Below are 14803 nucleotides of genomic sequence, written 5' to 3'. Positions count from 1 at the left end.
GGATTTCAGACGGCACCATCCAGAATCTATGAAGGAGCATCCATGCAAAACAACTTTGACCCATTGATTATCCGTGGCAAATCACTGATTCCCGTCGTACAAGGCGGTATGGGTGTAGGCGTTTCCGCATCAAAACTCTCCAGCGCGGTTGCGCGCGAAAACGGCGTAGGTACCATCGCCAGCGTCGATTTGCGCCACTTGCACGAAGATTTGCTGGCCGAATCAAAAATCGATTCCAGCGAAGAAAAATACACCCGTATCAACTGCATCGCGCTGGACCGTGAAATCAAAAAAGCCAAAGCCGATTCAGAAGGCAAAGGCATGATTGCCGTCAACGTCATGAAAGCTGTCAAAGACCATGCCGCCTACGTCCGTCAGGCCTGCGAATCCGGTGCAGACGCGATTGTGATGGGAGCAGGTTTGCCTTTGGATCTGCCGGAAATGGCCGAGGGCTATCACAAAGATGTCGCCCTTTTCCCTATCCTGTCCGAATCACGCGGTATCAACATCGTTTTGAAACGTTGGATGAAAAAAGGCATTTTGCCCGATGCCATCGTTATCGAACACCCAGCCCACGCAGCCGGCCACTTGGGCGCGGCAACCGTTGACGGCGTGAACGATGCCAAATTCGAGTTCAAACGCGTTATTGAAGAAACGTTTGAAGTATTCAAAAACTTGGGCTTGGAAAGCGAAAAAATCCCGTTGGTACTCGCCGGCGGCATGGCAAACTTTGAAAAAGTCAAAACAGCCTTGAAAAACTGGGGCGCGTCCGCCGTTCAAATCGGTACCGCGTTTGCCGTAACCGAAGAAGGCGATGCCCACATCAACTTCAAAAAAACGCTGGCCGGTGCGGAAACCGAAAAAGTGGTTGAATTCATGTCTGTTGCCGGTTTGCCTGCACGCGGCGTGCGCACCAAATTCCTCGACAACTACATCAAACGTGAGGCCAAATTGCAAGCCAATGCCAAAAACGATCCGCGCCGTTGCACCCAAGGCCTGAACTGCCTGACCAGCTGCGGTTTGCGCGACGGCTTGGCCAAAGCCGGTCAATTCTGTATCGACATCCAACTTTCCGCCGCATTCCGCGGTGAAGTCGATAAAGGCCTGTTTTTCCGCGGTAAAGACCCACTGCCGTTTGGCAATGCCATCCGTACGGTTCAAGAAACCATTCATTATCTCTTGAACGGTTCCCTGCCCGTCGTCTCTGCCAAATAAACGCATCAATATTCAAAAGGCCGTCTGAAAAACATTTAAACCCTGTTTTCAGACGGCCTTTTTATCCCAATCCATCTAAAAAATGCTAAGATTATTGCCTTAATTTATCGGCAGAAACATCATGAACCCATTATTGAACCATCTCAAACCCTATCCTTTCGCCCGCCTGCGTGAAGCCATGCAAGGCATTGATGCACCCGAAGGCGTAACACCCATTCATCTGCAAATCGGCGAGCCGAAACATCCGACACCCAAAGTCATCACCGACGTGCTGACCGCCTCCCTGCACGAACTGGAAAAATATCCGCTGACCGCAGGCCTGCCCGAACTGCGCCAAGCCTGCGCCGAATGGGTTGCCCGCCGTTATGATGGTTTGAGCCTCAATCCCGACAATGAAATCCTGCCCGTATTGGGCAGCCGGGAAGCATTGTTCTCCTTCATCCAAACCGTTTTGAATCCGGCTTCAGACGGCCCCAAACCGGTTGTTATCAGCCCTAATCCTTTCTATCAAATTTACGAAGGCGCGACTATATTGGGCGGCGGCGAAATCCATTTTGCCAACTGCCCGGCACCCAGCTTCAACCCCGATTGGAGCAGCCTGCCCGAAGACGTATGGCAGCGCACCAAAGTCCTGATTGTCTGCTCGCCCAACAATCCGAGCGGCAGCGTCCTGCAATTAGAAGACTGGAAAGAAATTTTTGATTTGCAAGACAAATACGGCTTCATTATTGCCTCTGACGAATGCTATTCCGAAATTTATTTTGACGACAACAAACCGATCGGCGGCTTGCAGGCTGCGGCGCAATTAGGTCGCGGCACGCACAACATCGTGATGTTCACCAGTCTGTCCAAACGCTCCAATGTCCCCGGTTTGCGTTCCGGCTTTGTCGCAGGCGATGCCGAGTTGCTCAAAAACTTCCTGCTCTACCGCACCTACCACGGCAGCGCGATGAGCATTCCTGTCCAACGCGCCAGCATTGCCGCTTGGAACGACGAAGAACACGTGATTGCCAACCGCCGCCTCTACCAAGAAAAATTCGACCTCGTCATTCCGATTTTGCAACAGGCATTCGATGTCAAACTGCCGGACGCATCGTTCTACATTTGGCTGAAAGTTCCCGATGGCGACGACTTGGCATTTACGCGCAACCTGTGGCAGAAAGCCGCTATCCAGGTGTTGCCCGGCCGCTTCCTCGCCCGCGATACCGAACAAGGCAATCCGGGTGAAGGCTACGTCCGCATCGCTTTGGTTGCCGATGTGGAAAGCTGCGTCAAAGCGGCTGAAACCATGGTTGCTTTATACCGCCAATAAAACAAAGGCCGTCTGAAATTTCAGACGGCCTTTTTAAATCAACCAAGTTATATCACGAAATCCAACAGATAAAAATCTTCTTTGCCTACGCCGCACTCAGGGCATTTCCAGTCGTCGGGAATATCCTCAAACTTGGTTCCGGCAGGCAGGCCGTGCTCAGGGTCGCCGAGGTCTTCGTCATAAATCCAGCCGCAAGGGCCGCACATATATTGAGCCATTTGGTGTTCCTTCTATTTTAAAAGGCCGTCTGAAACCGTATTTTCAGACGGTCTTTCGTGTGTTTTATTGTTGATATTTTGAATTTATTGCGCTGCTTCCAAAGCGGCGATTTCTTTACGCAGGTGTTTGATGGCCGGTGTTACGATGGCAACGAACATGGCCTCGCGGACGCGGCGTTGCGCCGGACTGCGCATCAGATAACCTTTCGCGCCTGCATGCAATGCGGCAGATTGAGTGGCGTTCAGAGCCAATACAGCAGCCGCTTCACGCAGCTTTAAGGTTGCCAGCGTATCAGGTTTGTTGTTCCACGCATCATCGGCAAGGCGTTCGGTTTCCGCCCATGCGCCGTCCAACGCGGCTTTCAAATCATCGTAGTTGTGGTCGAGGTAAGCGTTCACTTCCGCGTTCACTACATTGGCCACGCGGATAATACCGAGCGCACCGTCAATCACACCGGCACCGATACCTATTTGCAGCAAGATAAAACCGGCTTTAATGGTCGGAATATAAGACTGGAACTGCTCAGGCGCAGCGATTACGTCTTCGTCAGGAATGAAAACGTCTTTGAAATTCAGGCTGAACGTGCGCGTGCCTTCGAGGGCGCAAAATTCGGGGCAGGCTTGCAGGGTCACGCCTTCCCATTGGCCGCCGGTGATAAACATCACATAGCTGTCGCCAACTTGGGCGGTATTCGCCCAAATATGGTCTTCGCCGATATTGGATACCCAAGGCAAGGCACCGTTGACTTTGTAGCCGCCCTCAACGCGCTCGGCTTGCAGGTTGTGTTTTTCAATGCCGGCAAGGTGTTTGACAGTATTGGACATGCCCGTACCGGCCAAAACTTTACCCTGCAGAATATCGGCTAAATATTTGTCTTTCACCGCTTGGTTGGGCGATTGGTGCAGATACCACGCGCAAGCCGCCTGACACCATGCACTGAACGAAGTGGCGCCGCATTCTTTACCGATTTCGCGCAATACGGCAATTTGCGTTGCCAAACCCAAACCGTTACCGCCTTCTTCAACCGTACCGGTTGCGGCAAAACCGCCGATTTTGCCCAATTCCAGCATAAATTCTTTCGGATACAGGCCTTTGCGGTCGATGTCGTCCACCAATGGTTTCAGCTTGCTTTTAACGAGTGTGGCAACATTGTTCAGTAAAGCTTCGCGTGTCATGATTTTTTCCTCTGAATAAGGTTTGAAGCGTAGATGGCTCTACTCATGAATTTTCTTAGCAACAAGGATACCCTTGCTTTTTACTAAAAGGCCGTCTGAATTTTCAGACGGCCTTTGATGAAATTAGGCAAATGCCTGCAATTCAGGATTGATTTCAGTTTTGGCAAGGTTGTTGACGTAGTTGCACAAAGTTGCCAAAGCAACACCCATGACGACTTCAACGGCTTGCTGTTGGTTGTAGCCTGCATCGAAGAAAGCTTTCAGCTCGTCGTCGGATACCGCGCCTTTTTTCGCCATAACGGCTTGGGTGAATGTTGCCAAAGCACCCAGTTTGGCATCGTCAAACTCGCCTGCAGCCAATGCGCGTGCGGCTTTGATGGATTGTTCGGACAGCAGTTTTTTCAAGGTAGCCAGTTTGGTGTGGCCGGCAACGCAGAAACCGCATTCGTTAGTACGGGCGGCAATGATTTGAATAACTTCAACTTCGCCGTCAGTCAGGCTGTTGGCCGCATTCAGCTTACCAACTTCTTGATAAAACGCCAAAGCTTCAGGCGCATTGGCCAAAACGCCGATCAGGTTAGGAATAAAGCCGTTGTTTTTCAATACGGCTTCAATGCGTGGTTTAGCAGCTTCAGGAGCGGTTTCAACTGTGTGTATGGTCAAGCGAGACATGTGTATAACCTTCTTATCTGGTGAAATGGAGTGCCCATCATAAGCCATCCGCCTCCATCAGAAAAAGACTTATTGGTTATTTGCCGCGAACCAAAAGTTATAAGGCCGTCTGAACGGATTCAGACGGCCTTATCAAATGATTCAACTCATTATTTCATAAAGTTTTTCAGCAGCATAGAAGCGATGTCGTCCAAGCCGAAACCATCCGCATCTTGAGCCGTGCCGTTAGGCGTGGCTTTATCGACCAAGTCAGGCAATACTTTTGCCAACAAATCGCCTGCTTGACCGGCATCCACGCCGAATTTTTGCGCGATTTGGTTTACCGTATCGCTGCCCAACGCATTTTGCAGGTCGCTGCCGGACACAGGCAGGTTGCTGGATTGGTTGGAAACCCAGCTACTCAGGGCATCGCCCAAACCGCCTTGTTGCAGTTGGTTGATCAGATTGCCCACGCCGCCTTGCTGTTTCACCAAATCCATCGCCATATCGGTCAGAGAACCTTGTGCGCCGTTTTCGCTGTTGCCACCCAACATTTGAGTAGCCGCATTCAAAAGATTGTCCATGAGTGCCATGACTTTTTCCTTGTATTTGTGTCTAAAAAAAAGAAAACGGAGTGTAGCAAAATTTGCACTGAAAAAAATCAGGCTTAACCAAACTAAACTTCTTTTATCCCAAAGCCGTAACAAAACAAAAGCCGTCTGAAACCCGGTTTCAGACGGCCTTTATAATGAATAATGCTATTCTTCGCGGCCATTGAAATACTCGGCCGCTCCACCTTCAAAAAACCCTTGCAAAATCGCCTGCGCCGCTACTTGGTCAAGTACGGATTTTTGTTTTCGGCCAAACACTTGGGCTTCAGCAAGCAAGCTTTCCGCGTATAGGGAAGACATCCTTTCGTCCACCCAATAAACCGGCAAGTTAAAACGTCCGTGCAAACGGCGGCCAAACTTGCGGCTCAAACGGGTCAGCTCATGCTCCGTGCCGTCGGTATGCGTCGGCAGGCCGACCACAAAATACTTGGGCTGCCATTCTTTGACCAGCTTGGCAATGGCCTCGAATTTTTCATCATTGCTGTTGCCGGTTACCGTCGCCAGCGGATGGGTCATGCCCAACTCGGCATCCCCCTGCGCCACGCCGATACGCGCCTCGCCGAAGTCAAAGGCCAAAACCGTGCCTTTTGGTGCATCAGGCATGGCCGACTCCTGAAACCAAGGCGTTCGGATTGACGCCCAATTTTTCAAAAGCGGCGGCATAACGGAGTTCGTAAGGGACATCAAAAAGAATATGCTCGTCTGCAGGGACGGTCAACCAAACATTTTCCGCCAGCTCGCGCTCCAACTGCCCTTTGCCCCATTTTGAATAACCAATACTGATCAAAGCCTTGTCCACCGCGCCTTCTTTAGACAAGTTTTCAATCACATCGCGCGAAGAAGTCAGCGCGACGTTATCGGTTACCACCATGCTGTTTTGCCAGCGGCCGATCGGCGTATGCACGACATAACCGCGCTCAATCTGAACCGGCCCGCCCATCATCACGTTTTCATGTTGCAGGCGCAACGGGATATTGCGGTCGGCGGCGGCGAAAATCATGTCCATGGTAATCGGCGAAGGCTTGTTGATGACGATGCCCAGCGCACCTTCTTCATCGTGTTCGCACACATAAATGACAGTATCCGTAAAAAACGGATCGTCCATATGAGGCATGGCAATCAGGAAATGGTTGGCTAAATTCATATTCTTTTAATCTATAAGCTGATTTTATTATTTTTGTCCGTCGGCAACCGGCGCATCCACCACGCACGCACCGTAAACCGCGCCGCCTACCGGTACCGGCGCATTGGTTTTCGCATGGGCAAAACACGATACCGCGCTCAAAGAGTTTTTCGGCGAACCTTGAACGATTTTATCGCTGTATACCAAATAAGCAAAAGACTTACGTTTCGGGTCGTAGTAGCGGATAATCTGCTGGCTCTTAAATGCTATGCTGGCACTGCGTTTGAACACTTGTCGCGGTTTCAAAACCGCAGCCTCGTTATAACGGATGACTTCCGCACTTTGTACACAGGAAACGGATGCGTCGCTGGCATCTTCTTCCAGATTGACCGTTTCTTTCAAACCGCCTTTTTTCGCGTACGAAATATAACAGGCAACCCCTTGCACATCAGGATCGTCAAAACCTTCCACTTCAATACGGTCGTTTTTACCCAGCATATGAAACACCGTACTGGCGCGTCCGATTTTATCGGTATTGTCACCGCAAGCCGCCAAAACCATGGCACCTAACACTACTAATAAATATTTTTTCATAATATCCCGTCGATGCAGACTGTCAATTTCCAGGCAGACTAAAGCCCGTCCGCCTACTCTATCGTTACTATATAAGAGCGTTCGTCCATATTGCAACCCGATATTATTTTCAGACGGCCTGACAGACAGTATAATCCGTCCTATTGTTCCTACTTTGATAGCAAGATCGAACCATGCGTTACAAACCCCTCATTCTCGCCCTGTTGCTCAGTTTCTCCCTGCCAACCTATGCTGCCAAAGACGCGCCGAAAGAAAAAGCGGCCGCTGTCAAAAAAGCTGCGCCCGTGAAAAAAGAGAAAGAAGCCACTAAGGCAGATGTCAAAAAAGAAACCTCAAAAAAACAAGCGGTAAAAGAAAAAGAGGAAGACAAAAAAGCGGTTAAAGCCAAAGCTGCCAAAGAGAAGGAAACCGCCGACAAAAACGAACGCGCTTCAGCCAAAAACAAAATGGCTAAAGCCTCCGAAGTCGCTGCCGACAATAAAAAGGCCAACCGTAAAGCCGAAGAGCCTAAAGAAACGGCAAAAGACAAAAAAGCCGCAGCCGCAAAATCCGACAAAGCCAAAGAACAAGACAAGAAACCTGTTGAAGATAAAAAAGACAGCAAGGCCAAAGAACCCGTAAAAAAAGCAGACCCTAAGGAAACCAAAGCCAAAGAGCCTGCTAAAAAAGCGGCTGAAGATAAAAAAGACGGCAAAAAAACCAAAGAGCCCGTAAAAAAAGCATCCGAAGACAAAAAGGCCGAAGCTAAAGAGTCCGCCAAAAAAGCTGTCGAAGACAAAAAAGACGCTAAAACAGACACCAAAGCCAAAGAGCAAAACAAAAAAGACGACACTAAAGCTGAGCCTAAAGCCGCTTCTTCAGCCGACAACGATTTCAAAGCAGCCGTAACTGCCGCAGCCAACGACATGGAAACCAAGAAATCCTTTGCCAAACGCAACGAGGGTTTCATTATCCATGTCAATGCCACGCTCAAACAGCTGCAACAAACACGCAACAACCTCTCCGGCATCAACCGCAAACAACGCGACGCATGGGAAAAATTCCAAAAACTCAATGCCGATGCCAACCAGTTGAAAGCCGAAGTGTCCAACACGCGCGCCCAAATTTCGCGCTTTGTGTCCGGCAACTATAAAAACAGCCAGCCCAACGCGGTCGCCCTCTTCCTGAAAAACGCCGATGCCGGTCAAAAAACCCGCTTCCTGCGTTACACGCGTTATATCAACAACGCCAACGACCAAGTCATGAGAGACTTGGAAAAACAACAAAAAGAGCTGGCAGCGCAAGAGCAAAAAATCAACAATGAATTGGCTTACCTGAAAAAACTGCAAGCCAACATCCAATCTTCGTTGCGCCAACAAGGCGTGACCAATACCGCCGAACAAGCCGAAAGCCGCCGTCAAAACGCGGCAATGGCCAAAGAAGCGCAAAAGAAAATCAACCACAGAGAAAACGAGCAGCGCCTCAACAATCTCTTGAAAGATTTGGAAAAACGCAAAGCCGATCAACGCAAAGCCGAAGCCGAAGCACGTAAGAAAGCCGCGGAAGCCCGCTTGGCTGCCGCTGAAAAAGCCCGCAAAGAGCAGGCTGCCGCCCAACAAAAAGCCGAAGCCGAACGCGCCGCCATGTCCACGCTGACTGACGAAGACATGAAACTGCAAGCCCCGGACACCCAAGGCTTTACCGTCAGCAACGCCAACAGCTTCAGCCGTATGCAAGGCCGTCTGAAAAAACCGGTCAACGGCACACTGGCAGGTCTGTTCGGTCAAGACCGCGGCGATGGCGAAGTTTGGAAAGGCGTGTTCTACAATACCGTTCCTGCTCCGGTCAGCAGCATTGCCTCAGGCACGGTTACTTTTGCCGGCGAACTTGAAGGCTACGGCAAAGTGGTCGTCCTCGACCACGGCGACGGCTATGTCAGCATTTACTCCGGCCTGAACGAAATCGACATCGCCCAAAACTACGCCGTCAATGCCGGCAGCAAGATTGGCACCAGCGGCACTTTGCCGTCGGGCGAAACCGGCCTTTACCTTGAAGTCCGCTACAACGGACAAGTCATGAATCCGCTTTCCTGGATTAACTGATGTTTCAGACGGCCTGAGTGAATTTTCCCCTTCAGGCCGTCTGAATTTCATCATAAACTACAATAAAACACGATTTTCACGCCTGTTCAGCACATTAAACAACAAACTTTTACCTTAAACTTATTGTTCCAAGCGTTTAAATCACATAAAGTCAACGGGTTCAGAGAAAACAAAAACCACTTTGCTTACCGTACACAAAAAGAAAGTCAAACGAATGTCAACAAAATCCACTTTGAAAAAAGTTGCAATCTACACTCTCGGCGCATTTAGCGGCATCGCCCTCAGTCTGAGTGTACAAAGTTTTGCCGCCGAAAAAGACAAAAAAGACAACGAGGCCCTTCCCGTGCAAACCATCCGCACCATGGCAGAAGTGTACGGCCAAATCAAAGCCAACTATTACCAAGACAAACCCGATGCCGAGCTCTTTGAAGGCGCAATGAAAGGCATGGTGTCCGATCTCGATCCGCATTCCGAGTATATGGACAAAAAAGGCTATGCCGAAATGAAAGAGTCCACCAGCGGCGAATTCGGCGGCTTGGGCATGGAAATCGGACAAGAAGACGGGTTCGTCAAAGTCGTTGCCCCGATTGAAGACACTCCGGCAGAACGCGCCGGCGTGAAAAGCGGCGACTTCATCGTCAAAATCGACAATACCTCTACGCGCGGCCTGACCGTCAGCGAAGCCGTCAAAAAAATGCGCGGCAAACCGGGTACCAAAATCACCCTAACCCTTTCGCGCAAAAATGCCGACAAACCCATCGTCGTCAACCTGACCCGCGCCATCATCAAAGTCAAAAGCGTACGCCATCACCTGCTTGAAAAAGACTACGGCTACATCCGCGTCTCCCAATTCCAAGAGCGCACTGTTGCCGCGCTCAACGAAGCCGCACAAGCCCTCGTCAAAGAAAACAAAGGTCCGCTCAAAGGCATCATCCTCGACTTGCGCGATGACCCGGGTGGCCTGCTCAACGGCGCAGTCGGCGTATCCGCAGCCTTCCTGCAACCTGACGTCACCGTTGTCAGCACCAAAGGCCGCAACAAAAAAGAAGGCATGGTTCTCAAAGCAACTGCCGAAGACTACATCACCACCAGCGGCAAAGACCCGTTGGCCGGATTACCCGCCGAGCTGAAAACCATTCCTATGACCGTCCTGATTAACGCAGGCTCGGCCTCTGCTTCCGAAATCGTTGCCGGTGCATTGCAAGACCACAAACGCGCCGTCGTCGTCGGCACACAAAGTTTCGGTAAAGGCTCCGTGCAAACCCTGATTCCGCTTTCCGGCGGCAGCGCAGTCAAACTGACCACCGCCCTTTACTACACGCCAAACGACCGCTCGATTCAGGCGCAAGGCATTGTTCCTGACGTTGAAGTCAAAGACAAAGACCGCGCCTTTGAAAGCCGCGAAGCCGATTTGGTCGGCCATATCGGCAATCCGCTAGGCGGACAAGACGTCAACAGCAGCACCGAGACGCCTGCCAACGCAGAAACCAAAGCCGATAAAGACAAGTCTAAAAAAGACAAAGACGAAGACATCTCCAGCCGCCGCATTCCAAATCCGGCCAAAGACGATCAACTCCGTAAAGCCTTGGACTTGGTGAAAAATCCAGCCGAATGGCAAAAATCTTTGGGCTTGGCAGCGAAAAAACCTGCGCCGAAAAAAGATGCAGATAAAGACAGTAAAAAATAAACCTGTTATTTCTCAATAAAAAAGGTCGTCTGAAAACGATATGATTGTTTTCAGACGACCTTTTCTATGTTATTTCACTCCCCAATACACCAGTCCCTTATATGGCAACTTAATATTAGGCAACCAAAAATCTTCTCCCTGCCAACCTTTGTCTTTATTTCCTACTACTTGATAAAGTGTAAGGAATAAATCATTAGGATATTTTTCTCCTAATTTACGGTCGTCTTCCGAAAGCATTGTGCCAGTTGCTCGAGAAAGTTTACGTCCGGTTTTGATCAAAATATAGGTTTTAAAACTTGGACGTTGTGCCTTTAATGCTTCTACACCAGCAATAAATTTTTCCTTATCCCAGTCATCAGGTACATAATTACCAAGCTCATCTAAAATCAAGAATAGATCTTCTATGTCTATTTGATACAAATCAGATTGTACCTTATCTATCAAAACAGATGGAAGAATACCGTTTATAGCCAACAAGTTATTCTCATTCGGACGAAGTGGAAAGTAATTTACACCACCAACCATTTGATTGATACTATCAGCTTTTAATACATTCTTTCTGGTCGGATTGATGTTTTTCGGGTAAATAACCTGAATATTGCCATCTGATTTTTTTGCCTGCTCAATAATCAGATTATTTGCTTGATTGAGTTGTACAAAGAAGTAATAGACATCAAACGGAATATAAAGCCGTAATAATGATTTATCACGGTCATATCCAAAAATACGCGAATGTTGCCAGAAAGTATCTGCATTCGGTTTTTTGGCAGTGCGACTATAATAAACCGTTTGTAATTTCGGAATAGTTAAGCCTCGTCCAATCACATTCCCACCAATAATAATATTAAAGCCTCTTTCTAAATCAAAATCTGATTCTGTCTGCGAGTTAACGACGAGAATATAAATTTGCTTATTTTCTAAAAGTTCTGTTAGTTTTTCATAAATTTCCTCAAAATGATGAATATCAGGCTTGGTCTTTTGTAAATTCAAATAGTCTTCTTTAAAGCTGTCTGCAAGATTCTCCCCGCTATTAATCGCTTGTACCAAATCATTTAAAAAAGCTTGGATTTTTTGAGAGAAGGCTTGATGGTCTTGGATTTTATAACTTGGATGTAAAGCAAAATTACAATTGGTTTTACCGCATAAAGCAAATTCTGCACAAGTAAGCAGAAAACTGTGCAATGCCTGTTTTACCCCTTCGGCAATTTCACCACTCGCATCTTTCATATCGTCCAATTCACTGTCAATGAAGCGAACGATATAGCTTGGAGGATCAGAGAAGACAAAGTTGCCACCGATGTATTTTTCACCAGCTTCAAAGAAATGGATAAATTCAGGTTGCCAATCAGATTCTTCATGTTGCAATAAAAGCGATTGAGGCGTGGCGGTCAACTGAATAAATAGGCTTTGACAACAGGAATTCTTAATGTCATTTAGCAGTTTATTGATAGTACTGACATCTTTATCCGGCTTATCAGCATTAGTATTTAGGCTGGCCGCATCGGCTTCATCGTCCACAATAACCAAAGGATAGCCTTTCAGGCTACTTTGACTAGCAAACAAATTACGCCAACGTTTCAATACACGGGCATTCTTTTTAATCACAACCAAGATGGGATTATTTGCCTTCATTACCTGCATAAAACTTCGGTCATCGTTTTCAGACAACACAATAAAATTTTTCAGATTAGCTTCGGCGCGCTTGACTGTCTGTTCCTGTAAATCTACGCTGTCAGTAGTAAGATACAAAAAAACTTTGTGGTCACCATCATCAGCCAGCGCACTTAATACACCCAAAACCTGTGCCGTTTTGCCACTTTGAACATTGCCCAGCAATAAAACGTTTTGAGCAATTTTCGGTTCGGTTTGTGATAATTTCCCCATAAAACCATCAACGGTATTTTTAACAGAATCAGCTAATTCAGGCGGAGTCAATTGATTCAAGTAGGTTTGCAACATTTAGTTTTTCCCCTTAAATGAGAGTAGCCAAACATCAGGATTGTCGGTTGAACGGAACTCAAAATGATCGTTACCGTATTTATGTAGAGTCTCTTCTGTGACAGGTTCCCCTGTTCTTAAACAATCAGCCGCCTCTAAACGTCCTTTAACCCATTTACCAAATATGGTTTGATCACCTTTTGAACTGAAATTTTTACCATTTTGTCCTGTGGTATTACATTCAAATTGCCAACCATCATCCGTGATGACAGTAAATTCTTTTTGTTTTGGGTATCCTTCTGCACCTAAAAATTTTGTTGATACAATCAACTCTGCTTCATACCATGGCCTAGGTAAATAAAATCCGCGTTTATTTTTACGGCCTTTGGCAAAAAATCGGTTTAAACTGCTTTCTGGGAAAGTTTTAACTGGCAAATCAAAGTGATAAGTCGATATTTGTGAAAAAAGTTGCTCAAGTATAGAATCATTTACTTTTTCAACTCCCAGACAATTCTCCAAATGAAGATTATGTTCTTTAAAATCAGTTGGTTTTGCTACTTGATTAATAGCCACACCCAATTGCTGGATAACCTGATCTATATTTTTATGTAATTTAGATGCCGTCTGAACATCATTCAAATGAACCATTGTTTCATAGGTTCGCTCAGTATTATCCCAAAAGCAAGTAAGATTAGCAGAACCAATCAATCCATGAGTTTCATTCTGATTCTTAAACGAATACATTTTTCCATGAAATTTCACACGTGGAGAAACGTATACTGCCCCACGTTGCTTATCTTGCAAAAAATAATTTAATTCACAAAGACTGTTGTATTGAGGACGACTAAACCCTTCTAAATAATGCATACCAACCAATAATTTGATTTTCTGGTTATGTTCGCTATCTTCTAAAATTTTATGTAACTCTTTGACTGCATCATTAGAAACATAGCCTGTTGCCATTAAAATTTCATTGGCGGACATAAATAAATCCATCCAAACTTTATTTAATGGCTTATCTGTAATTCGTGCATTAGCAATATTAGAAAAAACAGTATTCATCGTTTTCCCCCTCGAATTTTGCTTAGTCGGTCATGAAATAAAACGTCCTTCTCTGCTTTCAATTTCTTATGTAAATCTACTTTTTTATAGTTACCTGAAAAAATTGGTAAGAGGGTTCTTGCTAATTCAACCACACCTTGAGGCGGTACCGCATTGCCAATCTGACGACGTACTTCCGTCGTTGAACCAACAAACTCAAAATCATCAGGAAAACTTTGAAGCCTTGCTCGTTCTCTATTAGTAAAAGCACGCGGTTCAGGAAAATGATAGCCCCAAGTACCACCGCCGCCCGCAGCAATAATCGTTGTAGAAGGTCTATTACGGTGCATTCGACGATAAACAAGGCTTAACATACTTTTTACATACAAAGGATGCTCTTTAGGAATATCGCTATAGTTTCCTCCTTCTGGGATTAGTTCTAAACGTTTACGAGTTTGCTCACTAATTTTCAACAATTCATTATTACTAACATTTTGTGGAATATTAGATATCGCTTGACCAGCAGTTACATATGGTTTTAAGCCATTTTCGCCAGTTTCATTGTGCGTCGGTTCTGGATGATGAAAATCAAATCCTGTATCCAAACGTACTCCGACAATTAGCACACGTTCACGAAATTGAGGTACGCCAAATTCAGCAAAGTTATACAGCTTCGCCTGAACGTAATAACCGCAATTTTCAAAGTCGGTAATAATTTGCTGGATGGCTTTTTTCTTGTTAGCAGTCAACAAACCTTTCACATTCTCAGCAACAAAAACTTTCGGTTTTTTTGCATTTACAAAACGTAAAAAGCTTTTATAAAGATTGCCGCGCTCACCCTCTAAGCCCGGCTGTTTCCAAATCATGGAAAAATCTTGACAAGGGAACCCGCCTAAAATGATGTCGCAATCGGGAATAGTTGGATCATTCGGATCAATTTGTTCAATATCACCTTCTACGATGACATCGCCGATATTTTTACGGAAACTTTCGCAAGCCCAATGGGAAAAATCGTTCGCCCAAACAGTTTCATAACCAGCTTGGTGAAAACCCAAATCTAAACCTCCACATCCTGAAAATAGAGATAGAATTCTGGGTTTATTGTCAGATGAATTAAAATTTGCGATTTGTTTAGATAACATAGGATTTCACTCCT

Annotated in this window: 14 protein-coding genes; 4 read left to right on the top strand and 10 right to left on the bottom strand. The window is 46.7% G+C overall.

Annotated elements, in window-relative coordinates:
- Window positions 1-42: 42 nt before the first annotated feature.
- Together HMPREF2675_RS01670 and dapC are read left to right on the top strand one after the other, a co-directional pair.
- Window positions 43-1215 (top strand): NAD(P)H-dependent flavin oxidoreductase, encoded by a 1173-nt coding sequence (locus tag HMPREF2675_RS01670; protein WP_070813843.1) that lies wholly within the window; start codon window positions 43-45, stop codon window positions 1213-1215.
- Window positions 1216-1336: 121 nt separating this feature from the next.
- Complete coding sequence (gene dapC, locus HMPREF2675_RS01665) at window positions 1337-2527, top strand: succinyldiaminopimelate transaminase (RefSeq protein WP_070813842.1); 1191 nt, start codon at window positions 1337-1339, stop codon at window positions 2525-2527.
- A gap of 47 nt (window positions 2528-2574) precedes the next feature.
- Here dapC and HMPREF2675_RS01660 read toward each other — a convergent pair whose 3' ends face one another.
- From HMPREF2675_RS01660 to HMPREF2675_RS01630, 7 genes are all read right to left on the bottom strand, one after another.
- Window positions 2575-2745, bottom strand: coding sequence for a rubredoxin (locus HMPREF2675_RS01660; RefSeq protein WP_003680460.1), 171 nt, complete (start codon window positions 2743-2745; stop codon window positions 2575-2577).
- Window positions 2746-2829: 84 nt separating this feature from the next.
- Window positions 2830-3921 carry an acyl-CoA dehydrogenase family protein gene (locus HMPREF2675_RS01655; protein ID WP_070813841.1) on the bottom strand — a complete coding sequence of 364 codons (1092 nt, stop codon included), beginning with the start codon at window positions 3919-3921 and terminating at the stop codon, window positions 2830-2832.
- Between the two features lie 123 nt (window positions 3922-4044).
- On the bottom strand, window positions 4045-4593 hold the full coding sequence (locus HMPREF2675_RS01650) for a carboxymuconolactone decarboxylase family protein (protein WP_070813840.1): 549 nt from the start codon (window positions 4591-4593) through the stop codon (window positions 4045-4047).
- Window positions 4594-4742: 149 nt separating this feature from the next.
- The gene (locus HMPREF2675_RS01645) at window positions 4743-5165 is read right to left on the bottom strand and encodes a YidB family protein (RefSeq protein WP_003684921.1); all 423 of its coding nucleotides are present in this window, start codon (window positions 5163-5165) and stop codon (window positions 4743-4745) included.
- Window positions 5166-5330: 165 nt separating this feature from the next.
- The gene (gene ruvX / locus HMPREF2675_RS01640; RefSeq protein ID WP_003680463.1) at window positions 5331-5786 is read right to left on the bottom strand and encodes a Holliday junction resolvase RuvX; all 456 of its coding nucleotides are present in this window, start codon (window positions 5784-5786) and stop codon (window positions 5331-5333) included.
- Entirely contained in the window at window positions 5779-6327 is a 549-nt protein-coding gene (locus HMPREF2675_RS01635; RefSeq protein WP_003680465.1) for a YqgE/AlgH family protein, read from the bottom strand. The genes ruvX and HMPREF2675_RS01635 overlap by 8 nt, the downstream gene beginning before the upstream one ends.
- Before the next feature lie 27 nt (window positions 6328-6354).
- Complete coding sequence (locus tag HMPREF2675_RS01630; protein WP_070813839.1) at window positions 6355-6900, bottom strand: CreA family protein; 546 nt, start codon at window positions 6898-6900, stop codon at window positions 6355-6357.
- A gap of 173 nt (window positions 6901-7073) precedes the next feature.
- On the opposite strand from HMPREF2675_RS01630, the gene HMPREF2675_RS01625 reads away from it, so the two are divergent.
- Complete coding sequence (locus tag HMPREF2675_RS01625; protein WP_070813838.1) at window positions 7074-8981, top strand: murein hydrolase activator EnvC family protein; 1908 nt, start codon at window positions 7074-7076, stop codon at window positions 8979-8981.
- Between the two features lie 214 nt (window positions 8982-9195).
- Window positions 9196-10668, top strand: a complete 1473-nt coding sequence (locus HMPREF2675_RS01620) for a S41 family peptidase (protein ID WP_004520081.1) — start codon at window positions 9196-9198, stop codon at window positions 10666-10668.
- Window positions 10669-10737: 69 nt separating this feature from the next.
- Here the strand turns inward: HMPREF2675_RS01620 and HMPREF2675_RS01615 are convergent, their stop codons facing one another.
- From HMPREF2675_RS01615 to HMPREF2675_RS01605, 3 genes are read right to left on the bottom strand one after another with little or no spacing between them, the layout of a single operon-like run.
- Complete coding sequence (locus HMPREF2675_RS01615) at window positions 10738-12627, bottom strand: Z1 domain-containing protein (protein WP_070813837.1); 1890 nt, start codon at window positions 12625-12627, stop codon at window positions 10738-10740.
- Window positions 12628-13668 carry a restriction endonuclease PLD domain-containing protein gene (locus HMPREF2675_RS01610; RefSeq protein WP_070813836.1) on the bottom strand — a complete coding sequence of 347 codons (1041 nt, stop codon included), beginning with the start codon at window positions 13666-13668 and terminating at the stop codon, window positions 12628-12630.
- Entirely contained in the window at window positions 13665-14789 is a 1125-nt protein-coding gene (locus tag HMPREF2675_RS01605) for a DNA cytosine methyltransferase (protein WP_070813835.1), read from the bottom strand. Before HMPREF2675_RS01605 ends, HMPREF2675_RS01610 begins: the two co-directional genes overlap by 4 nt.
- Between the last annotated feature and the right edge of the window lie 14 nt (window positions 14790-14803).

This window comes from Neisseria sp. HMSC061H08 (assembly GCF_001836795.1).
GTDB lineage: Bacteria > Pseudomonadota > Gammaproteobacteria > Burkholderiales > Neisseriaceae > Neisseria > Neisseria subflava_A.
This window is presented reverse-complemented; position numbering and strand designations above follow the sequence as displayed.